This window comes from Nonomuraea phyllanthi, from assembly GCF_006334985.2.
Classification (GTDB): Bacteria; Actinomycetota; Actinomycetes; order Streptosporangiales; family Streptosporangiaceae; genus Nonomuraea; species Nonomuraea phyllanthi.
The window spans coordinates 75,836-99,828 of record NZ_VDLX02000020.1 but is presented as its reverse complement, the minus strand read 5'-3'; the positions used below and the strand labels follow the sequence as shown (position 1 = coordinate 99,828).

Genomic DNA, 23,993 nt, shown 5'->3' with positions numbered 1-23,993 from the left:
ATGGCAGCGACCCTTCATTTGCAGGGGCACCACGATCCGGCCCTTGGTGGCGAGCTGCGCCAGCCATGCCGGCGGGATGTCCGGGCTTGCCACGGTGACAATGATCCGGACGAAGGGGGCGCCGGAGGGCACGCCGTATTCGGCGTCGGCATGCACGACCTCGACGCGGTCGTAGCCGGCGGCGGTGAGGTGGGCGCGGGCTCGCTCGACGATGTCGCCGTCGATATCGACGGAGGTGACGTGCCCGGCCGAGCCGGCGAGCTCGGCGAGCAGTGCCGCGTTGTAGCCCATGGAGCCGATTTCGAGCACCGCATGCCAGGCTTGACCTCGGCCTGCTCCAGATGCGTCTCAAGTACGAACACATGCCGGGGCACGACGGCCATGGCGTTGGCCACCGCGTCGGAGGTGATCGCGTCGCCACGGGGCGCCTCGACCATGGAGGCTCGCAGCCGGTCGGCGTTCCCCACATCGTATTTTCGACCTGTAGTCATTCGGCTACCTGTTGATCGGTGATGGATGGGGTTCGGCTGTCGGGCGAGGGCGAACAGTCGTCGCTGCGCCGCCGGGTGGGCGCCAACCACCGGACGCTGTCGACCTGCGTCAGCACCCTGCGCCGCCATGGCCTCTGGGTGAGCGCGCTGGCCGAGCCGCGGCCGGCTCCCGCGTGGGCCGGCAGGCGCCCCGACGCCGCCCGGTTCCCGTGTTCCTCGTCGCGAGCTGCGTCAAGGCCGGCGATCCGCCCGCCGGGTGAACGCTCGCGTGCCTGTGCCCGGCCCGTGGACAGAGCATGCCGGGCACAGGGCTTCTTTGCCCGGTGGTCAGGAGCTCGGGCAGGTGTGGCGGTACTCCTCGATCGCCAGACCGCTGGGCGGCGGGCAGAGGAACTGCTCGTAGCGGGTGTCGTCGTCGACGAAGCGCTTGAGCCAGGCGACCATCGACTTGGCCATTGTGGTGTTGGTCGTCTGCGGGAAGAAGTGGCTGGCGCCGTTCAGCTCCAGATACGCCTTCTCCGACGAGGACGGGATGCTCTCGTAGAAGAGCTGCGAGTGCGTCGCGACCGGGGCGATGCTGTCGTTCTCACCACCGATGATCATCGTGGGCACCTGGACGCCTGGCCAGGTCTTGTCCGTGTTCCAGGGTGCGATCGGCACGGCCGCCTGCAGCGACGGCCGATCGTCCGCGGCCTCCAGCGTGCCGCCGCCGCCCATCGAGTGGCCGGCCACCGCGAGCCTGGAGGAGTCGATGCGGCTGCGGACCGTCAGGGAGCTGTCCTCCACCAGGTAGTCGAGCGCGGCCAACAGCTGGCGGCCCCGGCTGGAGGGCTGGTCGTAGAGGGTGTTCGTCTCGATGCCGATCACGACGAAGCCGTGTGAGGCGATCCTCGGGCCGAGCCAGGAGAGGCTGGACCACCTGGCGGTGTACCCGGGCGAGATGGCGATCGCGCCGAACGTGCCCTGACTGGTGTCGGTCGGGTAGTAGATCGTGCCGCCGCCGAAGCCGAGCACCAGCGAGGAGACGCTGGTGGTCGCGACCGTGAACGGGCCGCGGGCGGCTTCGAGGAGGGCGTCGGTGGGTGCGGGGCCGCGCTCGAAGCCGGCCGCGTGGGCGGGGGATGCGGTCGCGAGGCCGCCGGCGATCAGTGCGGCGGTGAGGGCGAGCTTGGTCAACGTTCGCGCGCCGGTACGGGGGGTGAAGAGCTGCACGTCGTCTTGCTCCCTGCTCGTAGAGGGGTGACTGCTGACTGACGCCATTGTTGGGAGGCGGAGTCAACCGTGCATCGGTGAAATCACCGGTCCTCGGTCAGGACATGAGCCGTACCAGTTCGACCCGGGAGCGGATGCCGAGGCGGCTGAAGATGTTCCTGAGGTGGTGCTCGACCGTACGGCGGCTGAGGAAGAGTTGCTCGGCCACCTCCTTGTTCGTGGCGCCCTCGGCCACCATGCGGGCGATCTGCAACTGCTGGGCCGTGAGCTGCCCGGTGGTCACCACCGGCGCCGGGCGTACCGGCTCGCCGGAGGCGCGCAGCTCGGCCCTGGCCTGCTCGGTCCACAGGCGGGCGCCGTGCCGTTCGAACGTCTCCAGCGCCGCGTGCAGGTGGGTGCGGGCCGCGCCGGGGCGGCGGTCGCGGCGTAGCGCGCTGCCGTACAGCAGCCGGGTGCGTGCTGCCTCGAACTCGTACGCCGCCTGCCCGTGCAGGTCGAGCGCCTCCTGGAACAACCCCTCCGCCTCGCCGGGTTCGGCCAGCAGCGCCCGGCAGCGGGCCACCAGCGCACGCAGGCCGGGGCTGCGCGTGCTGCCCACCCACCGTTCGAACACCCGCAGCGCCGACCCCGCCCGCTCCCGGTCACCGGTACGCGCGCACGCCTCGATGAGGTGCGGAGTAGACATGACCCGGATGACGACGTGGTTGCTGATGCGCCGCTCGCCGCGCAGCCGGTTGGCGGCGTCCGCCGGGCGTCCCGCAGCCAGGTCGAGGTAGGACAGCGCCCAGTTGCCGATCGCGCCAGCGATGCCGAGACCGTGCGCCTCGGCCAGGTCGATGGCGGCGTCGGCGCGCATGCGGCACGTCTCCTGGTCGCCGCCGACGGCCGCGGTGATCGCCAGCCAGGCGAGATGCTGGGCCGCCGTATTGAGCTGGCCGGCCGCCTGGGCCAGGCGCAGCCCCTGGGCGGCGGTCGCCGCCACGGAGGCGTACCTGCCCATCCAGATCTCGGGGTAGATCGTGTACTCCAGCAGCTGCGGCAGGGCGGAGGCGGCGCCGCGGAGGCGGGCCGCCTCGACGGCGCGGGCCGACAGGCGGTGGGCGGTGTCGTCCTCGCCGAGCAGCATGCTGGCCACGCACGCCCACACGAGTACGGCGGGATCGCGGACGCTGCCGGCCAGCTCGACCACGCGCCGCAGCGGCCCCGCCGCCTCCTGGTGAGAGCCGCTGAACGTGGAGGCCATCCCGGCCAGATACTCGAACATGAGCTGCGCCGCCATGGTCTCGTCGGGGCGGCGCAGGGCGGCGGCCTGGCGGGCGATCGCGATGAACGCCCGGTTGTCGCCCGCCCGGTAGCTCGCGTCGGCGGCCCTGACCAGCGCCCGCACCCCGAGCATGCGGTGGCTCTCCAGCAGCCAGGCCGCCGCCGACAGCAGCTCCTCGCGGGCGCTGCCGGTCTCGCCGCCGAGCAGTTCGAGGCTGCCGTGCAGGAGCTCGACGTGCCCGCGCAGCTCGTCGGGCGCTGCGGTGGGGGAGCGCAGGCCGGCCAGCAGCGAGCGGGCCACCTGTGGCCGGCCCGCCACCCACGCGTGCCGGGCGGCGGCGGCCAGGCGTTCCGCCTTGGCGGGGTTGCCGGGCTCGGTGAGCTCGCCGGCGCGTTCGAGCGCGAGGTACGGCTCGGGGTGCCCGCCTGGCGGGCGGGTCGTGAGCGCGGCGGCGGCGAGCTCGTCGGCCAGCTCCGCGGCGGGGCCGTCGAGCGCGTACGCCCGGTGCCAGGCCAGGCGCAGCCGCCGCGCCCCGTAGCCCGGCGACGGCTCCGACAGCAGCCTGGCGAGCAGGCGATGGGCCTCCCGGCGGCGCACGAGCGGCGCCCCGTGGTACGCCACCGCCCGCACGGCGGGGTCGCGGAAGTCGTATCGGTCGCCGGTGCAGCGCAGGATGCCCGCCCGCTCAGCCGGCTCGACGGCGGTGAGCGCTGACGCGGGCGCCGCCGCTCTGATGAGCATCTCCGCGTCGAGCCCGGGGTCGGCGGCGACCAGCAGCGTCAGCCGACGCGCCGCCTCGGGTAACGCCGCCAGCCGGCTCGCGTGCTCGCGCCACAGCCGGCCGTCGCGCGGCGGCGCGGCGGGCGGCGCGGCCAGGCCGGCGAGCTGGTCCGGGGTGAGCGAGTCGATCAGCTCGGCCAGGGCGAGCGGGTTGCCGCAGGCGACCTGGTCCAGCGCAGCCAGCAGGTCCTCGGCCACCTCTCCCGGCGCCAGGTCGCCGGCCAGCTCGCGGACGGCCGCCGCGTCCAGCCCCGCCAGCTCGCGGACGGGCACGCCGGCGAGCTCCCAGCACGCGTCGCGGACGGGCACGTCATTGAGTTCCCGGCACACCTCGCGGACGGGCACGTCGTGGCGGTCCCGGCATGGTCGGCGGGCGGGCACGGTGTCGAGGTCGCCATCGCGAGCCGCGAAGAGCAGGGCCACCGGCTCGCTCGACAGCCGCCGGGCCGCGAAGGCCAGGACCCCGCGGCTGGCCGAATCCAGGAGGTGGACGTCGTCGACGCAGGCCAGGACCGGTTGGTCGGCGGCGACCGCAGACAACAGGGCGAGCACGGCCGCGGGAAGGGCCAGGCCACCGGCCCCGGTGCCGGATTCGAGGGCGGCGAGCAGCGCGCCGGCCTGGGCGCGCGGCAGCGACGCGGCCGACGAGGCGACCGGGCGCAGCAGGCCGTGCAGCCCGGCGTACGGGAGCCGCGACTCCGACTCCACCCCCGACACCCGCAGCACGCGGAAGCGGGGGAGCGCGTGCGCGGCGGCGTTGTCGAGCAGCGCCGTCTTCCCCATGCCCGCCGCGCCCACCAGCAGCAGCGCCCCGCCGGCGCCGGTCTCGGCGCCGTCGAGCAGCCGCCGCAGGGCGCGCTCCTCCTCGCCGCGACCGCGCAGCACGGGCACGCGCCTGAGAGGGGACACGACGTCAAGTGTTACGCGCAGATGTCATGATGAAAAGGGAGGCGTTCCTGGAAACCGGTGAGTTCACCGATACCCGGTGGCCTCACCCGGACGTGGCGTCCGGCGGTTCGAGCAGCGACGCGACGACGTACATGATGGCCCCCACCCGGCGTAGAGCAGCGGCCACCACGAGGCCGAGCACGACGAGGCCGAAGACCGCCAGATGCCGACGTAGACGGTCCCGAACACCCGCTCGTACGTCTCCTGCCTGGCCGGCCGGAGCACCCTCAACCGGCTCACCCCTTCAGCCCGCTGGTGGCGATGCCGCGGATGAAGTACAGCTGGCCGCACAGGAAGACGACCAGGATCGGCAGCACCGACGGCACGGCCCTCCGTCATGATCATGGCGTATTCCGAGATGCCGTACTCGCTGAGGCCGTCGATGCGCGCGGCCTCGCACAGGTCGTCGGGGATCGACAGGTAGTACGCCGGCCACCCACACGACCCGGACGTGTGCAACGAGACGGCACACCGTGGCGACCCGCCGGAGGTGGCCGTCCACGCACACCGGACGTGTGCGCCGAGACGGCGCAACGTCTCGGCTTGCCGCAGGAGGCGCGACCGCAGGCGGCCAGCGCCAGAAGCAGGTCAGCGCCAGAAGGAGGTCACCGTGTGGCCGAGCTCCTCGAACAGGTCGCGCAGCAGCGGCAGCGAGACGCCCAGCACGTTGCCGTGGTCGCCCTCGATCCCCTCGACGAACCATCCGCCGCGCCCCTCGAGGCTGAAGGCCCCCGCGACCCTGAGCGGCTCGCCGGTGGCGACGTAAGCGGCGATCTCCTCGTCGGACGGCTGCCCGAAGCGCACCACGGTGGTGGCCACCTCGGCCGCCTGCCGGCCCGCGGCGACGTCGATCACGCAGTGGCCCGTCACCAGGCGGCCCGTGCGCCCGCGCATGAGGCGCCACCGCTCGGTGGCCTCCTCCTGCGTGGCGGGCTTGCCGTAGGGGCGGCCGTCGAGCTCCAGGATCGAGTCACAGCCGATGACGAACCCTTCGTCCAGCCCGCTCGCGACCGCCTCCGCCTTGGCCTTGGCCAGCACCAGGCTGAGGGCGGCCGGGCTGTGGGCGGAGAACGACTCCTCGTCGACCCCGCTGACGATCACCTTGGGGTCGAGGCCGGCGCTGCGCAGGAGGGCCAAGCGTGCGGGGGAGGCTGAGGCCAGGACGATCACGCGACCAGCCTACCGGTGACCAGGCGGGCTCCGTTCACCAGTCCGGGTTGCCCGGTGCCAGCTCGTGACCGTCCGGTGTCGCGTGGCCGTCCGGGGGCCTGGGGCGGCCCGCGCGGGCACCCGGCTCGTACGGCCCGCCCTGCTCCGGCACGGCCTCGCCGAAGATGGCGCTCAGCAGCCCTTCGAGCAGGTCGCCCAGCTCTCCGGGTACGGCCGCCCGCTCCCGGTCGAGGTCGTCGGCCATGTCGTCCGCGTCCATGCCGTGGGCTTCGGCCCGATTGGCGAGCAGGGACATGACCATGGGGGCGATCAGGGGCATCAGCCGCATGATGGTGCTCGCGTCGACCCCGGCGAACCGCGACAGCCCGGTGGCCGCCTGCTCGGTGCCGTGGCCGCCGAGCACGTGGTGGAGGATGCCGTGCCCGTCGCGGGTCAGCGACGCCACGTCGCCGGTGAACGGGTCGGTGTCGACGTGCTCGTCGAGCGCCCCGCGCAGGGCCTCGGCCCCGTCCGCGCGCTGGGCGTTGCGGGCCAGGCCCCCCACGATGGCGCCGGCCACGGCCGTGACCACGTCGCGGGCCGTGGCCGTGTCCGTGCCGAGCATCCCGGCGATCTGCTCCAGTCCTGAGTCTCCGAGCTCGGCGAGGAGCTCGTCATTCAGAGTCACGACAGTCCCCCGATCGTCAGGCCTCGATCGTCAAACCCCCAACCGGCCGTTGTTCCGGGGGCGTGCCCCCGGCTCCGGGAGTGTGCCCTGCCCAGGATCGAGCAAATGCCGGATTTGTCCTAATTCTCGGAAAAGGTGGCCGGCTGGCTCTGCGGAGCGGGGGAAGGGCCTGCGCCCCGGCCGGGGCGGGACCCCGAAGCGGGAGACGGGGCAGCGGACGGAGACGGCGCCGGGGAGGGCGATGGAGTGGAGGACGGAGACGGGGCGGAGGACGGGGACGGGGACGGGGTGGAGGACGAGGTGGCGGCGGCCGTGACCGGGCGGGGCTCCGTCGAGATCGCGGGGCTGGACAGGCCCGCCGCCGCGTACGCCCCCGCCTCGTCGAGCGTCTCGTGTTCGAGCAGCGCCGCCACGATGGCGTCGAGCTTGTCCCGGTTGTCGGTGAGGATCTGGACCGCGCGCTCGTAGCACTCGTCCACGATCCGCCGCGCCTCCTCGTCCACGGTGGCGAGCGTCGCGGGCGAGGCCTGCGGCTGCTGGCCGTCGTTGGGCAGGATGGTCAGCGGGCCGACCTTCTCCGACATGCCCCAGCGCCCGACCATGCCCCGGGCGATCATGGTGACCTGCTCCAGGTCGTTCTCGGCCCCCGTGGTGATGACGCCGAACACGACCTGCTCGGCCGCCATGCCGCCGAGCGCGCCGGCGATGCGCCCGCGAAGGTACTGCTCGTCGTAGGCGTACCGGTCGGAGTCGGGGGTTGACAGGGTGACGCCGAGCGCCCGCCCGCGCGGGATGATCGAGATCTTCCTGACCGGGTCGGCGCCGGGCTGGAGCATGCCGAGCAGCGCGTGGCCGGCCTCGTGGAAGGCGGTCCTGGTGCGCTCCTCCTCGGGCATCACGATGCTGCGGGCCGCGCCGAGCTGCAGCTTCTCCAGCGCGTCGGCGAAGTCGGGCGTCGTGACCTTCTCCCTGCCGCGCTTGGCGGCGAGCAGGGCGGCCTCGTTGACGAGGTTGGCGAGGTCGGCGCCGGTCATGCCGGGGGTGGTCTTGGCGATCTGGTCGAGGACGACCCCGCCGTCCAGCGGCACGCCGCGCGTGTGGACGGCCAGGATCGCGGTACGGCCGGCCGCGTCCGGCAGCCCCACCTGGACGGTGCGGTCGAAGCGCCCGGGACGCAGCAGCGCCGGGTCGAGGACCTCGGGACGGTTGGTGGCCCCGATGACGATCACGCCCTCGGCGCCCGAGAAGCCGTCCATCTCGGTGAGGATCTGGTTGAGCGTCTGCTCGCGCTCGTCGTGGCCGCCGAGGCCGCCCGCGCCGCCGCGCGCCCGGCCGATGGCGTCGATCTCGTCGATGAACACGATCGAGGGGGCCACCTTGCGCGCCTCCTCGAACAGGTCGCGCACCCGGGAGGCGCCGACGCCGACGATCATCTCGATGAACTCTGAGGCCGAGGCCGAGAAGTACGGCACCTTCGCCTCGCCCGCGACGGCCCTGGCCAGCAGCGTCTTGCCGGTGCCGGGAGGGCCGGCGAGCAGCACGCCCTTGGGCAGCTTGGCGCCGAGCCTGCGGTATTTGCCGGGGTCCTTGAGGTAGTCGACGATCTCGACGAGCTCGTTCTCGACCTCGTCGATGCCCGCGACGTCGTCGAACGTCACCCGCACCTTCGCGGCCTCGACCGGCTTGGCGGCCTTGGACTTGCCGAGCCCGCCGATCCCGCCGCCCATGAGGCTGGCGCCGCGGCGCATGATCCAGATCCACAGCCCGGCCAGGAGCAGGACGGGCAGCAGCGACAGCAGCAGGTTGGAGAAGAAGCCGCGGGTGAGCGGCTTGGAGGTGATCTCGACCTGGCCGGTGGCGAGCTGCTGGTCGAGCTGGTCGGTGTTGGCGAACGCCGGGATCTCGGTCGCGAACTTGGTGTAGGTCTCGCTGCTCTCGGGGTTCTTCGCCGCCGATCGAAGGTCGCCCTCGACCGACAGCCCCTGAGCGTAGATCTCCTTGACGTTCTTGGCGTTCACCTGGTTGGTGAACTCGGTGTAGGAGATCGTCTCGACGGATCCGCTGTCGACGAACGACGACACCACGAAGAAGCCCGCGTACACCACGAGCAGGGTGACCACGAAGCGCCACCAGTTGATCTTGGGCCGTCCTCCGGGTGTGCCCGGCAGGCCCTCCGAGCGCCAGGGCGGCTTGCCCTTGCCCTTCTTCGGTGCCTGCGGCGCTCCAGAGCGTTCCACGGCGTCACTCCCCACATCGCCGCATACATGATCTTTCTAGCCTAGAACACGCACCCCTGAGGCCACGCGGCCGATGTCACGCCACTGCTTGCGCTGCGAGTCAGGCACTGTGACGAACGCCAGTCCCGGCTTGGACATTCCCCCGTCCATCACCACGACGGCCGCCCGCGACTGATGTTTTCCGTATATGACGCGGTAAACGAGCATCCAACCGTTCTTGACCGGCTGTGAGGCGAGCCACGTGATCCGGGACCCCTTGGGGTGGTGGTTGAGCGTCCAGCGGGCGGCCAGCAGCGCCGTGTCACGCGCGGACTTCTGGTGCATGATCGGCAGCGGGCAGGTGACGAAAGTCCCGCGCAGGCGCGTACCGCGCTGCTTGGGCAGCACCTGCCTGGTGGTGAACGGCGCCGCGCCGACCGGCTTCCACGGCCGTCCCAGGCGCGGTACGGCGAGCCCCGAGCGCGCGTCCTTGACGACCTTCTTGTACGGCGAGGGCAGCGACATGCGCTTGACGTCGCGCGTCAGCCTGGGCACGCGCGGGTCGGCGTACAGGGCCTCCATGGCCGTGTAGCCAGGGGCGAGCGAGGCGCCCGGCGAGGGGGTGGGACGCGAGCCGGATCCCGTGGACCCGGAGGACGGCGCGGCCGACGGCGCGAGGGCGGCACCGGACGACGACGGCGCGGGCGCGGAGCCGGACGGCACGGGTGCGGAGCCGGACGAGGACGGTGCGGCCGGCGGCGCGGTTACCGGCCCCGCCGCGACCTCGTCCGGCTCGGCCGGGAGCACCACGGCCAGCGCCACGGCCACGGCCGCGACCGCGCCGGCCGCCGCGAGCCCCCGGTACACCACCCGCATCCGAAGATCTCCGATGCGGGAGCGTCTGGGAGGAGAAGCCGGGATCCCGGGCCGCGTCCTGGTTCTCACTCCGGAACCCTTGACCTCATCTTCCCCATCGAGCACGAGCGGAGCGTACGACAAATCACGCCATCGCGTCCTAGAAGCAACCGAAGTGCAATCATGGCTCCGTGGAACAGGTGGAGCTGCGATTCGACCACGCCTCCCGGGCGGCCGGGACGCACACGAACCTCTCGGCGATCCGGCAGAGCCCCGGCGGACTCTGGGTGGCCGGCGACGAGACCGCCACCTTCGAGCACCTGGCGTGGACCGGCGACCACTACGGCGACCAGCGCACCTTTTTCCTGTCAGACTACGTCGACCTGCCCGCGGGCCGCGACGACGAGGCCGACATCGAGGGGCTGGCCCGGGCGGACGGCCACCTCTGGCTGGTCGGCTCGCACAGCCTCAAGCGCAGGAAGGTCAAGTCGAAGGACCCCGGCAAGGCCGCCGACCGGCTCGCCACGGTGGTCAGGGAGGAGAACCGGTTCGTCCTGGTACGCCTGCCGCTCCACGACGGGACGCCCGGCCGGGGAAGCCTCCTGTCGGGCAGGGACAACCTGGCCGCCCACCTGCGCGACGACCGGCACCTGGCGCCGTTCCTCGCGCTGCCGGGCAAGGACAACGGGCTCGACGTGGAGGGCATCGCCGTCGTGTCCGGGCGCGTCTACCTCGGGCTGCGCGGCCCCGTGCTGCGGGGCTGGGCGGTGGTGCTGGAGCTGCGGCTCGACGACGCGGGCGGGGGGCGGCTGCGGTTGAGCGAGCCGTACCGCAAGCACTTCCTGGACCTGGGCGGCCTCGGCGTGCGGGACCTGTGCCCCGACGGCGACTCGCTGCTGATTCTCGCCGGCCCGTCGATGGACCTCGACGGGCCCGTACGTGTCGTGCGCTGGCGGCCGGGACCCGGGCGCGAGAGGCTCGTCCCCCGGGAGGGGCTGGAGCCGGTGATCGAGCCGCCCCACGGCGACGGCTGCGACCACCCCGAGGGGCTGGCGCTGAACGACGGCCAGCTCATGGTCGTGTACGACAGCCCGTCGCCCGCGCGCATCACCCCGGCGGGCGGCGTCCTGGCGGACGTGTTCACGCTCTAGAGCGGACATCCACGCCGCGGAGCGGGCGTTCATCCTCTGGAGCGGATGTTCGCACCGCGGGGCAGGCGTTCGCACCGCAGAGCGGGCGTTCGCACCGCGGAGCGGACGCCGCCGCCAGCTAGCCGGAGACGCGTCCCTTGAGCCAGGGCGCGTCGGCCACGAACGTGCACGAGCCCGGCTCGATCTCCGTGAACCCGGCATCGCGCACCACCGGCAGCCCCGCCTTGACCATCGACGCGAAGTCGTCCGCCGAGGCCGCCGTGCGCACGGAGACCGCGAGGCCACCGGCACGCCAGGCGTCGCGCTCGGCCTCGTCGCTGGCCCACCAGGCGAGCTGCGCGGCGTGCCCGGCCTGCGCCATGGCCTTGCCCGCGGACATGGCGAGACCGGGGTTGGCCCACAGGATCGGCGGGCGCGCGGGGCCCGGCTCCACGGTGTCGCTCAGCTCCGTGCCGCCCACCTGCAGCCGCGCGAGATCCCGCGGCCAGTCGTCGAGCGGCACCGGCGGGTGCACGCGCACCTCGGCCGTGCGGTGCTCGACGGTGCGGCCGGGCAGCGCGACCGCCCTGCGCCACTCGGCTCCCCTGGCCCGGCGCACGACCTTGCGGATCTTGCCGGTGGACTGCCAGGCGTGCAGCTCGGCGGCCCACTCCCCCGGGTCGTCCAGCAGGCCCAGCACGGCCATGGCGGCCGCTTCCAGGGCGTCGGTACGCTCGGGGGGTGTGGCGCGTTCGATCCTGACGACCAGCGGCAGGACGTAAAGCTCGGAGTTCATCGCCCCTTACTATGCCTGATGGCCGCCGACATGCCGGCGGCCAGGAGGCACAGGGCGCCGGCGCCGTACCAGGCGAGGTCGTAGTTGCCCAGGTGGTCGCGGGTGACGCCGGCGGCGACGGCGGCGATCGCGGCCCCGACCTGGTGGGAGCCGAACACCCAGCCGAACACCACGGACCCGTCGGCGCCGTAGATCCGCCGGCACAGCGCCATCGTGGGCGGCACGGTCGCCACCCAGTCGAGGCCGTAGAAGACGATGAAGACCAGCATGCTCGGCTCGGTCGTGGCCGCGAAGAGGCTCGGCAGCACCATGAGCGACAGCCCGCGCAGCGCGTAGTAGACGACGAGCAGGACCTTGGGGTCGATCTTGTCGCTGAGCCAGCCGGAGGCGATCGTGCCGGCGATGTCGAAGATCCCGATGACCGCCAGCAGGCCCGCCGCGACGGGCTCGGCCATGCCGTGGTCGTGGGCGGCGGGAATGAAGTGGGTGCTGACCAGGCCGTTCGTGCTGGCGCCGCAGATCGCGAAGCCGCCCGCGAGCAGCCAGAACGGCCGCGTCCTGACCGCTGAGGCGAGCACCGTGACGGCTCTGACGGCGGCGTTCGCCGTGCTCGGCGCGGCGCGTACGGCGCCGGGGTCCGCGCCGAGCGCGGTCGTGCCCACGTCCTCGGGACGGTCGCGCAGCAGCCACCACACGAACGGCACCACGGCCAGCGCCGACGCGGCCACGGTCAGGGACGCGAAGCGCCATCCCGGCCCGGCGGCGAGCTGGGCGAGGGCGGGCAGGAAGATCAGCTGCCCGGTGGCTCCGGCCGCGGTGAGCACGCCGGTGACGAGCCCGCGGTGCCGTACGAACCAGCGGTCCACCACGGTCGCGGCGAACACCAGCGCCATCGAGCCCGTCCCGAGCCCGACGAGGACGCCCCAGAGCAGCAGGAGCTGCCAGCTGGCCGTCATCAGGACGGTGAGGCCGCTGCCCACCGCGATCAGCAGCAGGGCGACGGCGACCACGCGGCGCATGCCGAACCGGTCCATCAGGGCGGCGGCGAACGGGGCGGTCAGGCCGTAGAGCACCAGGTTGATCGAGACCGCGAGCGAGATCGTGCCGGACGACCAGCCGAACTCCTCCTGCAGCGGGGTGATCAGGACTCCGGGGGTGGCGCGGAACCCGGCCGCGCCGAGAATCGCCACGAAAGCGACGGCCGCCACGAACCAGGCCCGGTGCACACGGCGATCCGTGGGGGTGGTGGTGCTCAACGTCATGCGCCAATCCTGATTTATCCCTTTACGTGGGTACGAGTGGCCGGACAGCCAATATGTGAAAGAATCCGGCCATGCCCCATCGCGTGGCCGTCGTCGCCCTCAACCACTTCGCCCCGCTCGACCTCGGCGTGCCGGGGCAGGTGTTCCGCGTGGCACGGACGCCCGACGGCGAGCCGCTCTACGAGGTGGTGACCTGCTCGGAGGGGCGCATGCCGGTCCGCTGCTCGGCGGGTTACAGCGTGCTGCCCGACCACGATCTCGACGTGCTCGACACCGCGGACACGGTCGTGGTGCCCGGCGTCCACGGAGGCCGGGTGCTGCGCGACGGCACGATCTCGGACACGCTGGCGCAGGCGCTGCGCGGCCGCCCCCGCACGCTGTCGATCTGCACGGGAGCGTTCGTGCTGGCGGCGGCGGGGCTGCTGGACGGCCGGCCGGCCACCACGCACTGGCACGAGGCCGGCCTCTTCGCCCGCCTGTTCCCGAAGGTGAAGCTCGACCCCGACGTGCTGTTCGTGGACGACGGCGACGTGCTCACCTCGGCCGGGGTGGCGGCCGGGCTGGACCTGTGCCTGCACGTGATCAGGCGCGACCACGGCAGCGAGGTGGCCAACAGGGCCGCCCGCCGCTGCGTCATGCCGCCGTGGCGGGACGGCGGCCAGGCCCAGTACATCGACCGGCACCTGCCGGACGCCGGGGGCGGCACGGCGGCCACGCGCGAGTGGATGCTGACCCACCTCGACCGCCCGCTCGACCTGGCCGCGCTGGCCGGGCACGCCAGGATGAGCGTGCGCACGTTCACCAGGCGCTTTCGCGAGGAGACCGGCATGAGCCCGGCCCGGTGGCTGAACGGCCAGCGGGTCCAGCACGCCAGGCGCCTGCTGGAGACCACGGACCTGGGGGTGGAGGAGGTGGCCAGGCGGGCGGGGTTCGGCACGGCGGTCTCGCTGCGCCAGCACCTGCACGCGGCCGTCGGCGTTTCGCCGCTGGCGTACCGGCACACGTTCCGCCGGGCCTGAACGCTTGCGGCATATGGCACGGTTCCCCCTAGAATCGGCGCCAGAAGATCGTCGAGGGAGGCGTCACATGGCCGAGGCGGACCGCGTACCCGCCGGGATCAACCCGAACGTGCCCAGCGTCGCCCGCATGTACGACTACTACCTCGGCGGGCGCGACAACTTCGCGTCCGACCGCGAGGCGGCCGAGAAGATGATCGAGATCGGCCGCGCCATGGGCAACGACGCCCGGGAGATCGCCCTGGCCAACCGCGGCTTCCTCGGCCGCGCGGTGCGCCTGCTCGCCGAGTCCGGCGTGCGGCAGTTCATCGACATCGGTGCCGGCCTGCCCACGCAGGACAACGTGCACCAGGTGGCCCAGCGGCACGCCCCCGGCTCGCGCGTGGTGTACGTCGACAACGACCCGATCGTCCTGACCCACGCCCGCGCGCTGCTGGCCAGGGACTCCGACGTCATCGCGATCGAGGGCGACCTGAAGGACCCCGACGCGATCCTCGACGACCCGCGCGTCGCCGCCCATCTCGACCTGTCGCAGCCGTACGCGATCCTGCTGGTCGCGGTGCTGCACTTCTTCCCGGACGCGGCCGAGGCCGCGCAGATCGCCGCCCGCGTCCGGGCGCGGCTGGGCTCGGGCTGCCACCTCGTGCTGTCGCACCTCTACCTGGGCAACGCCACCGTGGACGAGACCCAGGCCGGCAAGCAGGTCTACTCGCACACGTCGTCGGGCGGCGTGGCCGGCCGCGGCTACGACGACATCGTCTCCTACTTCGACGGCCTCCAGCTGCTCGGCCCGGGCGTGGTGCCGGTCGCCGACTGGACGCCCGACGCCTCGCCCGGCGGCGCGTACGACTTCGTGCGCTCGGGCATCCTGGCCGGGGTCGGCCGCCGCGCCTAGTCACCGCCCGCCGGGCGCGAACGGCACCCCCGCCGTGCGCGCCCTGAGCAGGATGACGAGCGCCTCGCCGAGCAGGCCCACCCCGATCGACAGCGTCATCGGCCTGGCCTCGGGGTGCATGCCGGTGGCCACGGCCAGCGCGCCCACCCCGAAGCTGATCGCGAACGTCACCACCCAGACCACCAGCGTCTTCCACGTGTAGCGCTGCCACAGCACGCCCTGCCGCGGGTACACCACGGTGGTGGCGGCCCGCAGCGCGCCGAACGCGACGCCGAGCACCGCCGTGCCGGCGAGCCATCCCGCGTCGAGTCCCGACAGCTCCACCCCGGTCAGGCCGTGGACGCCGATCGCGACGAGGACGACCGGTGGCACGAACACGTCCTTGGCGACCAGGGGCTGCCCCGCCATCCGGCGGGCCACGACGTAGACCACCAGGCCCACGATGATCAGCGTATTTAGCATGTCCATGCCAAATAAAATAGCAGGGTCATGCTATAAAAGACACATGCCCAAGGTGGTGGATCCGCAGGCGCGCAGGGACGAGGTGGTCGACGCGGTGTTCCGCGTCGTCCGGCGAGCCGGTCTCGAGCACGCCTCGCTGCGCAACGTGGCCGAGGAGGCCGGCCTCGCCATCGGCTCCGTCCGGCACTATTTCGCCGGGCACACGGAGATGATGGTCTTCGCGATGCGGGCCTCCGTCGAGCGCGTGAGCGCCCGGCTGGAGGCGCACGTCGCTCCCCTCCTGGCCCGGCAGGGTGCGGACGAGCGGGCCGAGGGCGTCGAGCTGATGCTGTCGGAGCTGCTGCCGCTGGACGAGCGGCGGCGGGACGAGGCGACGGTCTGGCTGGCGTTCACGATGGCCGCGCGCACCCACCCGGAGCTCCGCCCCCACGCGGAGGAGGCCTACGACGGCATGCGGCGGCTGGTCGGGCGCATCATCGGCGGCATCGCCCGGCAGCGGCCCCTGCGCGGGGACGCCGGGGTGGAGACCGAGCGGCTGTGCGCGCTGATCGACGGGCTCACCGTCGAGGGCGTGCTCCACCCCGACCGGATGACGCCCGAGCTGATGACGCTGGCCCTGCGCCGCCACCTCGAGACCCTCACCGAACCCGGGCCGTAGCCCCCCACCGGGCCGTGCGGGCGTGCCGGTCAGGCGTCTGTACCGTGGAGGGTGACGGCCGCGCCCGAGGCCCGGGTTTGCGGGAAATCGGTGGCCGTACGGGCGCGGCGCGTGAGACGGTCGGACTCTGATGATCCATTGGACCGAGGCGGGGCAGGAGCGGTCGGCGCTCTGGCGTTCGGCGCTGGGCGTGCCGCCACCCAGACGCGTGATCACCGCCGACGACCGGATGACCGCCGACACCGCCTACCGCCTGGCCTGCGAGGGCACCGCGCTGCTGTGGCTCGGAGACTTCCAGAACGCCCGCCGGCTGCTGTCCGCCATGGGGCGCCGCTGCAAGCCGGCCGCCCCCGACGCCGGGTTCCACCGTTACCGCCAGGCCCGCTCCCAGCGCGCCCGCACGCTGGGGATGCTGCTCGTGCCGTTCGCGGAGGGCCACGTGGTGCCGCTGCGCAGGGCGCCGGACGTGCGGGCGGCGTGCGCCGAGGTGTACGGCCCCGAGGCCCCTCCAGGGGTGGGCCAGCTACGCGAGCTGCTCGGCCTGATCGGCGCCCACGAGTGGCGGCGCAAGGGCGTCTACGTGCCGGCGCTCGATGCCCGGATCCATCCGCATCACGGCGTGTTCGCCCCCACGAGGGCCGAGTACGTCGACCTGGTGGCGCGGGCGCCGCTGCCCGACGACCGGCTGGCCTTCGACATCGGCACCGGCACCGGGGTGCTGGCCGCCGTGCTGGCCAGGCGGGGAGTCCGGCGCGTCGTCGCCACCGACCTGGACGAGCGGGCCGTGGCGTGCGCCGGGGAGAACGTCGCCCGCCTGGGCCTGGCCGGCCGGGTGGAGATCGTGCGCGCCGACCTGTTCCCGCCGGGGCGGGCGCCGCTGGTCGTGTGCAACCCGCCCTGGCTGCCCGCCAAGCCGGCCTCGCCCCTCGACCAGGCGATCTACGATCCGGGCGGGCGGATGCTGCGGGGGTTCCTCGACGGGCTCGGCGAGCACCTCGAGCCGGGCGGCGAGGGCTGGCTCGTCCTGTCGGACCTGGCCGAGCACCTGGGGCTGCGCACCCGGGCCGAGCTGCTGGCCGGGTTCGAGCGGGCGGGGCTGAGCGTGGCGGGGCGCCTGGACGTCCCGCCACGGCACGGGCGGGCCACGGACGAGCACGACCCGCTGCACGCCGCCCGCGCCGCCGAGGTGACCTCCCTGTGGCGGCTCACGCTCCGTGACCGCCAGAGCCCGCCGGAGCGCTGAAGGCACGCCGGTAGGCCGAGGGCGACGTGCGCATGGCCCGCGTGAAGTGGTGCCGGAACGTCACAGCGCTCTCGAACCCGACCGCCGCCCCGATCTCCTCCACCGGCGCCCCCGTCGACTCCAGCATCGGCAGGCTGGCCGCCACCCGCTGCGCGATCACCCAGCGCAGCGGGCTGGTGCCGGTCTGCCGCTTGAAGTGCCTGGCGAACGAGCGCTCCGACATGTGCGCCACCCTGGCCAGGTCCGCCACGCTGATCGGCCGGGCCAGGTGGCCCAGCGCCCATGACATCGCCCTGCCCACCGCGTCGTCGTCCTCCACCGGTGTCACGGCGGCCTGGATGAACTGGGCCTGGCCGCCCTCCCGGTGCGGCGGTATGACCAGGCGGCGGGCCACGGCGTTGGCCACGCCGGGGCCGTGGTCGGTGCGTACGAGGTGGACCAGCAGGTCGAGCCCGGCCGCGCTGCCCGCGCTGGTGAGCACGTCGCCGCCGTCCACGTACAGGACCGAGGGGTTGACCTCGACGTGCGGGAACCGCTCCCTGAGCAGGTCGGCGTACCTCCAGTGGGTGGTGGCCTCGCGCCCGTCGAGCAGCCCCGCGGCAGCCAAAGCGAACGCGCCCGAGCAGATCGACACCATGCGCGCGCCGCGCGCGTGCGCATGGCGCAGGGCTGTCACCAGCGGCCTCGAGACGTCCCCGCGCACGTCCGCCACCCCGGGCACGATCACGGTGTCGGCCTCGGCCAGCACGTCGAGCCCGTACGCCGCCCGCATGGTGAACCCGCCCACCACCCGCAGCGGCTCCATCGTCTCGGCGCACACCGCCAGCGAGTACCACGGCACGTCGAGCTCGGGCCTGGGCAGTCCGAAGAACTCCACGACGCAGCCGAGTTCGAACGGCGCCATGCCATCGAACGCCAGAACGGCCACGCGGTGCGGTCTTGAGGGCTCCGGCAGCAGCATGGCCCGCATGTTAGCCGGGGGCTCTCAGCGGCAGAAGACAGGTATGCATATATCGGGAGTACAGGTTGTTTTGCCTGATCACCGTTACACTCAGGCGGAGATCACCGAGGCGTTCTCCCGGCTGACCAACTGTGACGAGGAGCTGCTGCGGCGCTTCCACCGGGCGACCGGCGTGGAGGGCCGCAATCTCGCGCTCACGCTCCCCGACTACGCCAAGCTCGACTCCTTCGCGCGGGCGAACGACGCCTACGTCGAGAACGCCCTCGACCTCGGCGAGCAGGCGTTGAGAGGCGCGCTGCGCAAGGCGGACATCCGCCCCGAGCAGGTCGACCACCTGCTGTTCTGCTCGACCACGGGCGTCGCGACGCCCTCGCTCGACGCCCGGCTGGCCCAGCGGGTCGGGCTGCGACCGGACGTCAAGCGGGTGCCCGTGTTCGGCCTCGGCTGCGCGGCGGGCGCGGCGGGGCTGTCGAGACTGCACGACTACCTGCGCGGCTGGCCCGCTCATGTCGCGGTGCTGGTGTGCGTGGAACTGTGCTCGCTGACGATCCAGCGGGACGACACCTCGATCGCGAACCTGGTGGCCAGCGGCCTGTTCGGCGACGGCGCGGCGGCCGCCGTCGGCACCGGCCACGGCGCGGGGCCCGAGGTCGTCGCGACCCGCAGCATGCTGTATCCCGACACGGAGCACCTCATGGGGTGGGAGGTCGGCGACCACGGCTTCCGCATCGTGCTCGACGCTGACCTGTCCGATTTCGTGGAGCAGGTGCTGGCGGGTGACATCAAGGCGTTCCTGGCCGACTACGGCCTGACCCCAGATCAGGTCGCCACCTGGATCTGCCACCCCGGCGGCCCCAAGGTCATCGAGAAGATCGTGCAGACCCTCGGCCTGCCGGCCAGGGCGCTCGACGTGACCTGGCGGTCGCTGCGCGAGCACGGCAACCTGTCGTCGATCTCGGTGCTGCACGTGCTCCAGGAGACCCGGGGCCGTCCCGGCGCGCCCGCCGTGCTCCTGGCCCTGGGGCCGGGTTTCTCCGCCGAGCTGCTGCTCCTGCACTGGTGAGCGGCGGCCTCACCCGGCGGGGTCCGGCCGGGCAACCGTGATCTCCTCCAGTCCCTCCGGCTGTTTGCCCGGGTAGAGGCCGGTCAGCAACGTGCTGACCGTGTAGAGGTGCCAGGCCAGGGCGGGTTTCTTGACGACGGGGTCGGCGAAGAGCGCGCGCACCTCGTCCGCGTTCACGATGGGCGCGAGCGCGTCGAGGCCGCCGAGCACCTGGTCCCGCAGCACGCTCGTGAGCGCGGGGCCGGGGCTGGTGCGCCAGCTCCAGCCGCCGCCCGTCTTCGCGGTGGGCATGTGCCCGGTGGGCATTCTCGACCAGGGCCAGCGCTTGGTCAGCCCCTCCGCGAACCGCCACGGCTTCCCCTCGATCGGCACATCCCGCAATCTCGGGGCGAACCGCAAGATGAGGTCATAAATCACTTCTTCGGAGAGGCGCCAGCCCTGGTCGAGGCTGAGCGCCGCCCGTACCACCCGGTTGTCCAGGAACGGCCGGACGGGATCGCCGCGCCGCAGGGACCCCGCGCGGGCGCTGGCCTGCCAGCGCCCCACCTTGTACCAGATGTAGAGGTGGTCGAGGGCCTCCAGCCGGTTCGTCCGGGCCTGCCACGGCTTGGCCAGCTCGCGGGCGTGCTCGTTGGCCTCGGCGGTGAACAGCCGCTCGTCCTTGAAGAAGGTGTTGTTGATCCGCCGCAGCAGCGCCTTGTCGCCGAGGTCCGTCTGGAGCAGGTTGAGGCTGCCCGCACGCAACGTCTCACCGCTCTGCCCGGACATGGTCGGCTTGCCGGAGTAGGGAAGGTAGCTCACGATCGTCTCGTACGCCGAGGTCATGCCCTCGCACGTGCGCAACGTCTCCCACGCCCGGCTCAGCGGGTGCTCGACCAGGACCGCGTCCTTCTGCGCCGTCTGCGGCGGCGCGATGACCGTGTGCTCCACCTTCAGCTCGGCCGCGATCCGCCGCGCTATGATCACGTCGGGGTGCGTGTCGAGCCCGTTGGTCGTCACCCGGAACGGCACCCGCGCCGCGTGCAGCAGCGCAGCCAGGATGCGGGTGTCGCGCCCGCCGGTCAGCGCCAGGTTCACCGGCTCGCCGAGGTCGCGCAGCGGCGCCACGGTGGCCAGCAGCGCGTCGGCCAGCTCGGCGATGGCGGCCCGCTTGCCCCGGGCGCTGGCCGGCGCGGGCGCGGCCTCCGGCAGCGGGGTCTCGGTGATGGCGCGCCGCCCGTCGCGGACGACCAGCCGCGAGCTGGGCCGCAGCGCCGACACTCCCCGGTACGGCGTCTCGTCCGACAGGAAGAACCCCTGCCGCACCATCGATTGCAGCGCGAGCACGTCGTGCTCCACGCGGTCGCCCGGCTGGGCGGCCAGGTGCACCAGCAGGGCGCGGCTGCCCACGATGTGCAGGTCGGGCGTCTCGGCGTAGAAGACGGGGCAGACCCGGTTGATCGCGGTGCTCGCGGTCAGCTCGCCGTCGCGGGCGATCCACGCCGAGAAGCAGCCGCCGGCGGAGTCGTCGGGCATCCTCGTCACGTCGGCGGGGTCGGCCAGGTGGCCGTTCAGCCCGATGATCCGGTCACCGTGCTCGGAGAGCAGCGGCGGCTGCCTGGTGTCGTCGGGCTCGTTGGTCCACCCGAACAGCGACACCCCCCTGCCGTGCCACTCGCGGCCCCGGATGACGTCCGGCGGCACCGGAAAGGCCGACTCGATGGCGGACCGGACCCGGTCCAGGACGGGGGCGGGGATGTCGTGCCGCTTGGCGGCCACCCCCAGGTAGACGCGCACAGGCACATGACTACCTCAACTATCCCAATTGTCACAACTGATCACGTGTCGGTCGCGGTTTGCGCTCGCTTCCGTCACCGGCCCGGCCCGCGGCGGGCGAGTTCCGTCGTACGCCAATGGAGGTGGTGACTGCCATGAAATTTCGTGTTTTAGCGGCGTGTACCGGGATCGTAGCGTTGCTGGCCCTCGCCGGATGCGGCGGCGGCGCCGGCAGCAGCACGCAGAGCTCCGAACGAGCGCCCGCGCGCAGCGATCAACAGCCCGTCCACCCGTCGGCTTCCCCCGCCCAGGAGAAGGGTGAGGAGAGCGCCGACGAGAACGGCGAGAAGGACACGACCACGGCCCAGATCTCCACGTTCGCCCTGGACGTGGACACCGCCTCGTACGGCTACGCCCGCCGTACCCTCCAGGAGGGCCGCTGGCCCGCGCCCGGCGAGATCCGCCCCGAGGAGTGGGTCAACGCCTTCCGCCAGGACTACGCGGAGCCGTCCGACGACGGGTTCACCGTGCACGTGGACGGCGCGAAGCTGCCCGCGCGCGACCAGGCCGTCCTGCGCGTCGGCCTGCAGACCAGGGCGACGGAAGCGGCCGGCCGGCGGCCCGCCAACCTCACGTTCGTGGTGGACGTCTCCGGCTCGATGGCCGAGGCCGGCCGCCTCGACCTGGTCAAGTCGGCCCTGCTGAAGCTGCTCGACCAGCTCGCGCCCGGCGACCAGGTGTCGATCGTGGCGTTCAGCGAGGAGGCCGAGGTGCTGGCCTCGATGACCCCGCTGACCGCCAGGGACGAGCTGCGCGCCGCGGTGGAGGAGCTGCACGACGGCGGCGGCACCAACCTCGAGAGCGGGCTCGTCACCGGCTACCAGGAGGCGTCCAAGGCGTTCCGGCCGGCCGCCACGAACCGGGTCATCCTGCTCTCCGACGGCCTGGCCAACCAGGGCGACGTCGAATGGCAGGCCATCCTCGGCCAGGTCAAGGAGTACGCCGGCAGGCAGGTCACGCTGCTCACCGTCGGCGTCGGCCGCGACTACGGCGACGAGCTGATGGAGCAGCTGGCCGACAACGGCGACGGCATGGCCGTGTACGTCAGCAGCCAGGAGGAGGCCGACAGGATCTTCGCCACGCAGCTGCCCGCCACCATCGAGCTCCGGGCGCGCGACGCCAAGGCCCAGGTCGTCTTCAACCCGTCGGTCGTGGAGAGCTACCGGCTCATCGGGTACGACAACCGCGCCCTCGCCACGGAGGAGTTCCGCGACGACAGCGTCGACGGCGGCGAGATCGGCCCCGGCCACTCGGTCACCGCGCTCTACGCGCTGCGCCTCAAGCCGGGCGCCAAGGGCCAGCTCGCCCAGGCCACCGTGCGCTGGCAGGACCCCGACACGCGGGCGGCGTCTGAGGCCGGCGAGTCGCTGCGCGCCGACGAGCTGGTCACGTCGGTGTGGGAGAAGGCGCCGCTCCGGCTCCAGGTCGACATGGTGGTCGCCGCGTTCGCGGTCTACCTGCGCGACCGCGAGGCGTTCGGCATGGACCTGCCCGAGCTCGGGGAGCACGCCACCCGGCTGGCGGCGGCCTCGGAGGACCCGATGGTGTCGGAGCTGGTCACGCTCATCGACCAGGCCCGGGCGGTCGGCTGACCCCTCCGGGATACCGCGCTCCCTGGCGGTGGGCCAGGGGGCGCGGAATTTTAAGGTGTGCTTGGCGGGTCGCGAAGTCCGCTAGACTCGTACACGCAGCGAGGGCTGCAAAGGGGCTATGGCGCAGTTGGTAGCGCGCCTCCATGGCATGGAGGAGGTCTGGGGTTCGAATCCCCATAGCTCCACCTCGAAACAGCGGCGGTGCCCACAGGGCACCGCCGTTTCGCGCTGTCCGGAGCCCCGGGGGTCGCCGCCCCAGCCGGTGGTTCGCCGGAAGGCGGTGGCCTGCTCAGAGGCGGTAGTCGAAGGTGTAGGAGTGGCCGCCGTCGGCGTCGATGGCGATGTCCATCCGGCCCCTGATCCCCGCCAGCTCCCCCGTGCCCGACCCGGGCACGACCGTGACGCTCAGCGACTGCTCGCCACGGTCGTCCACCGCGTTGTGCTGCACGACGAAGGCCCCCGCACGGCCCCCCAGGGTGCCCTCGATGCGCTCCATCGCCACGTACGCGCGCGAGTCCTCGGCCTCCGCCGACGCCACCAGCATGTACACGACGCTGGAGGCGCTCAGATCCCCGTGGAAGGTCTTGGACATGGTCACGAGCCCGACGGAGACGCCGTCACGCTCCTCGAAAGGGGGCTTGGCGTCCCAGCCGGCGGTGTCGAAGGTTCCCTTGGCGAACATGTCCCTCATCGTGCCGCACATACCTGTCAGGGTCCGTCAGGTACCGGCGAGCCGCTCCACCACCGGGGCGAACGCGTCCAGGTACTGGGCGTTCACCGACACGTACGAGACGCCGAGCCGGTCGCGCCGCCTGCGCAGCGTGTCGGCCATCTCGTCCGGCGTGCCGGTCAGCACCCCGGTGCCGCCGGGCGGCACGGACAGCCAGGACGGCGGCTCGCCCCCGGCCGCCGCGAGGTTCATGCTGAGCTCCAGGTCGTGGAAGCGGTCGCCGGCCAGCTCGTACAGCTCGTCCAGCTTGGCCGCCACCTGGTCCTCGGTGTACCGCGGCGGCACGCCGAGCGCCACGGTGTCGGCCTTGCGCGCGGCCAGCCGGAGCAGCCTGGGCCCGGACGCGGCGACCAGGACGCGCACGTCCTTCACGGCGTCGATGGTCCGGGCGAGGCGCTCGACGCGCCGGCCGGGCGTGCCGAACTCGACGCCGAGAGCGGCGGCGTCCTCCTCCGCGCCGGGACGGCCGGCGCCCAGTCCCAGCTCGAAGCGGCCGTCGGTGAGCGTGTGCAGCGTGGCGGTCTCCCAGGCCACGGACTCGGGCGTGCGGTTGGGCGCGCTCAGCACGAACGTGCCGACGCGCAGGGTCGTCGTGGCCGTCGCGGCGACCGCGGCGGCGGCGAACGGCGACAGCGTCCGGAGCGTGTCGGGCACGAGCAGCGTCGCGTAGCCGAGGCTCTCCGCCCGGCGGGCCAGCCCGGTCCACGCGGCGGCGTCGGTGGCGTGTCCGGCGACGGCGCCGAACCTGAACGGGTGATCGGTCATGC

At 72.9% G+C, this 23,993-nt stretch carries 20 protein-coding genes, 1 tRNA gene and 1 pseudogene; 8 read left to right on the top strand and 14 right to left on the bottom strand.

Going from position 1 to position 23,993, the window contains the following annotated elements; all coding sequences use genetic code 11:
* Positions 1–72: 72 nt before the first annotated feature.
* The 7 genes and pseudogenes from FH608_RS53270 to FH608_RS39880 form a co-directional block, all read right to left on the bottom strand.
* Positions 73–291: pseudogene (locus FH608_RS53270) on the bottom strand (methyltransferase domain-containing protein); the annotation flags it as partial.
* A 527-nt stretch (positions 292–818) separates the two neighbouring features.
* The gene (locus FH608_RS39910; protein WP_226900332.1) at positions 819–1,667 is read right to left on the bottom strand and encodes an alpha/beta hydrolase family protein; all 849 of its coding nucleotides are present in this window, start codon (positions 1,665–1,667) and stop codon (positions 819–821) included.
* 133 nt (positions 1,668–1,800) lie between these two features.
* On the bottom strand, positions 1,801–4,656 hold the full coding sequence (locus FH608_RS39905; protein ID WP_226900314.1) for an AAA family ATPase: 2,856 nt from the start codon (positions 4,654–4,656) through the stop codon (positions 1,801–1,803).
* A 627-nt stretch (positions 4,657–5,283) separates the two neighbouring features.
* A complete protein-coding gene (locus tag FH608_RS39895) occupies positions 5,284–5,865 on the bottom strand; it encodes a Maf family protein (protein ID WP_139635611.1) in 582 nt (193 codons plus the stop codon).
* A gap of 34 nt (positions 5,866–5,899) precedes the next feature.
* Positions 5,900–6,532 (bottom strand): DUF937 domain-containing protein, encoded by a 633-nt coding sequence (locus FH608_RS39890; protein WP_139635610.1) that lies wholly within the window; start codon positions 6,530–6,532, stop codon positions 5,900–5,902.
* 119 nt (positions 6,533–6,651) lie between these two features.
* Positions 6,652–8,769, bottom strand: coding sequence for an ATP-dependent zinc metalloprotease FtsH (ftsH, locus tag FH608_RS39885; protein ID WP_317135608.1), 2,118 nt, complete (start codon positions 8,767–8,769; stop codon positions 6,652–6,654).
* A gap of 36 nt (positions 8,770–8,805) precedes the next feature.
* A complete protein-coding gene (locus FH608_RS39880) occupies positions 8,806–9,624 on the bottom strand; it encodes a hypothetical protein (RefSeq protein WP_139635609.1) in 819 nt (272 codons plus the stop codon).
* A gap of 170 nt (positions 9,625–9,794) precedes the next feature.
* Between FH608_RS39880 and FH608_RS39875 the strand changes: the two genes are divergently transcribed.
* The gene (locus tag FH608_RS39875) at positions 9,795–10,754 is read left to right on the top strand and encodes a DUF3616 domain-containing protein (protein WP_226900313.1); all 960 of its coding nucleotides are present in this window, start codon (positions 9,795–9,797) and stop codon (positions 10,752–10,754) included.
* A gap of 118 nt (positions 10,755–10,872) precedes the next feature.
* Here FH608_RS39875 and FH608_RS39870 read toward each other — a convergent pair whose 3' ends face one another.
* Both FH608_RS39870 and FH608_RS39865 read right to left on the bottom strand, forming a co-directional pair.
* A complete protein-coding gene (locus FH608_RS39870) occupies positions 10,873–11,529 on the bottom strand; it encodes a peptidyl-tRNA hydrolase (protein ID WP_139635608.1) in 657 nt (218 codons plus the stop codon).
* The gene (locus FH608_RS39865) at positions 11,526–12,791 is read right to left on the bottom strand and encodes an MFS transporter (RefSeq protein ID WP_139635607.1); all 1,266 of its coding nucleotides are present in this window, start codon (positions 12,789–12,791) and stop codon (positions 11,526–11,528) included. The genes FH608_RS39870 and FH608_RS39865 overlap by 4 nt, the downstream gene beginning before the upstream one ends.
* 71 nt (positions 12,792–12,862) lie before the next feature.
* Here FH608_RS39865 and FH608_RS39860 point away from each other — a divergent pair, with 71 nt between their 5' ends.
* Both FH608_RS39860 and FH608_RS39855 read left to right on the top strand, forming a co-directional pair.
* Positions 12,863–13,810 carry a GlxA family transcriptional regulator gene (locus FH608_RS39860; protein ID WP_139635606.1) on the top strand — a complete coding sequence of 316 codons (948 nt, stop codon included), beginning with the start codon at positions 12,863–12,865 and terminating at the stop codon, positions 13,808–13,810.
* 67 nt (positions 13,811–13,877) lie between these two features.
* The gene (locus FH608_RS39855; protein WP_139635605.1) at positions 13,878–14,702 is read left to right on the top strand and encodes an SAM-dependent methyltransferase; all 825 of its coding nucleotides are present in this window, start codon (positions 13,878–13,880) and stop codon (positions 14,700–14,702) included.
* On the opposite strand, the gene FH608_RS39850 is transcribed toward FH608_RS39855, so the two are convergent.
* A complete protein-coding gene (locus FH608_RS39850) occupies positions 14,703–15,170 on the bottom strand; it encodes a hypothetical protein (protein WP_226900312.1) in 468 nt (155 codons plus the stop codon).
* A 37-nt stretch (positions 15,171–15,207) separates the two neighbouring features.
* Between FH608_RS39850 and FH608_RS39845 the strand changes: the two genes are divergently transcribed.
* Together FH608_RS39845 and FH608_RS39840 are read left to right on the top strand one after the other, a co-directional pair.
* The gene (locus FH608_RS39845; RefSeq protein WP_139635604.1) at positions 15,208–15,822 is read left to right on the top strand and encodes a TetR/AcrR family transcriptional regulator; all 615 of its coding nucleotides are present in this window, start codon (positions 15,208–15,210) and stop codon (positions 15,820–15,822) included.
* 130 nt (positions 15,823–15,952) lie between these two features.
* A complete protein-coding gene (locus tag FH608_RS39840; RefSeq protein WP_139635603.1) occupies positions 15,953–17,065 on the top strand; it encodes a methyltransferase in 1,113 nt (370 codons plus the stop codon).
* On the opposite strand, the gene FH608_RS39835 is transcribed toward FH608_RS39840, so the two are convergent.
* Entirely contained in the window at positions 17,028–18,026 is a 999-nt protein-coding gene (locus FH608_RS39835; protein WP_139635602.1) for a helix-turn-helix domain-containing protein, read from the bottom strand. The genes FH608_RS39840 and FH608_RS39835 overlap by 38 nt on opposite strands.
* Between FH608_RS39835 and FH608_RS39830 the strand changes: the two genes are divergently transcribed.
* A complete protein-coding gene (locus tag FH608_RS39830; protein WP_317135607.1) occupies positions 18,025–19,089 on the top strand; it encodes a type III polyketide synthase in 1,065 nt (354 codons plus the stop codon). The genes FH608_RS39835 and FH608_RS39830 overlap by 2 nt on opposite strands.
* A gap of 9 nt (positions 19,090–19,098) precedes the next feature.
* Here the strand turns inward: FH608_RS39830 and FH608_RS39825 are convergent, their stop codons facing one another.
* On the bottom strand, positions 19,099–20,871 hold the full coding sequence (locus FH608_RS39825; protein ID WP_226900311.1) for an asparagine synthase-related protein: 1,773 nt from the start codon (positions 20,869–20,871) through the stop codon (positions 19,099–19,101).
* Between the two features lie 170 nt (positions 20,872–21,041).
* Here FH608_RS39825 and FH608_RS39820 point away from each other — a divergent pair, with 170 nt between their 5' ends.
* Positions 21,042–22,496, top strand: a complete 1,455-nt coding sequence (locus FH608_RS39820) for a vWA domain-containing protein (protein WP_226900310.1) — start codon at positions 21,042–21,044, stop codon at positions 22,494–22,496.
* 112 nt (positions 22,497–22,608) lie between these two features.
* A tRNA-Ala gene (locus FH608_RS39815) sits at positions 22,609–22,681 on the top strand.
* 104 nt (positions 22,682–22,785) lie between these two features.
* On the opposite strand, the gene FH608_RS39810 is transcribed toward FH608_RS39815, so the two are convergent.
* Together FH608_RS39810 and FH608_RS39805 are read right to left on the bottom strand one after the other, a co-directional pair.
* Complete coding sequence (locus FH608_RS39810; RefSeq protein ID WP_226900309.1) at positions 22,786–23,178, bottom strand: DUF3224 domain-containing protein; 393 nt, start codon at positions 23,176–23,178, stop codon at positions 22,786–22,788.
* A 36-nt stretch (positions 23,179–23,214) separates the two neighbouring features.
* On the bottom strand, positions 23,215–23,991 hold the full coding sequence (locus tag FH608_RS39805; RefSeq protein WP_139635599.1) for an LLM class flavin-dependent oxidoreductase: 777 nt from the start codon (positions 23,989–23,991) through the stop codon (positions 23,215–23,217).
* Positions 23,992–23,993 lie beyond the last annotated feature (2 nt).

Excerpts from the sequence above, each read along its gene's own strand:
- FH608_RS39880 (WP_139635609.1), bottom strand. The coding sequence starts at position 9,624 with ATGCGGGTGGTGTACCGGGGGCTCGCGGCGGCCGGCGCGGTCGCGGCC.
- FH608_RS39870 (WP_139635608.1), bottom strand. The coding sequence starts at position 11,529 with ATGAACTCCGAGCTTTACGTCCTGCCGCTGGTCGTCAGGATCGAACGC.
- FH608_RS39865 (WP_139635607.1), bottom strand. The coding sequence starts at position 12,791 with ATGACGTTGAGCACCACCACCCCCACGGATCGCCGTGTGCACCGGGCC.
- FH608_RS39860 (WP_139635606.1), top strand. The coding sequence starts at position 12,863 with ATGCCCCATCGCGTGGCCGTCGTCGCCCTCAACCACTTCGCCCCGCTC.
- FH608_RS39855 (WP_139635605.1), top strand. The coding sequence starts at position 13,878 with ATGGCCGAGGCGGACCGCGTACCCGCCGGGATCAACCCGAACGTGCCC.
- FH608_RS39850 (WP_226900312.1), bottom strand. The coding sequence starts at position 15,170 with ATGGACATGCTAAATACGCTGATCATCGTGGGCCTGGTGGTCTACGTC.
- FH608_RS39845 (WP_139635604.1), top strand. The coding sequence starts at position 15,208 with ATGCCCAAGGTGGTGGATCCGCAGGCGCGCAGGGACGAGGTGGTCGAC.
- FH608_RS39840 (WP_139635603.1), top strand. The coding sequence starts at position 15,953 with ATGATCCATTGGACCGAGGCGGGGCAGGAGCGGTCGGCGCTCTGGCGT.
- FH608_RS39830 (WP_317135607.1), top strand. The coding sequence starts at position 18,025 with ATGGCCCGCATGTTAGCCGGGGGCTCTCAGCGGCAGAAGACAGGTATG.
- FH608_RS39835 (WP_139635602.1), bottom strand. The coding sequence starts at position 18,026 with ATGCTGCTGCCGGAGCCCTCAAGACCGCACCGCGTGGCCGTTCTGGCG.
- FH608_RS39810 (WP_226900309.1), bottom strand. The coding sequence starts at position 23,178 with ATGTTCGCCAAGGGAACCTTCGACACCGCCGGCTGGGACGCCAAGCCC.
- FH608_RS39805 (WP_139635599.1), bottom strand. The coding sequence starts at position 23,991 with ATGACCGATCACCCGTTCAGGTTCGGCGCCGTCGCCGGACACGCCACC.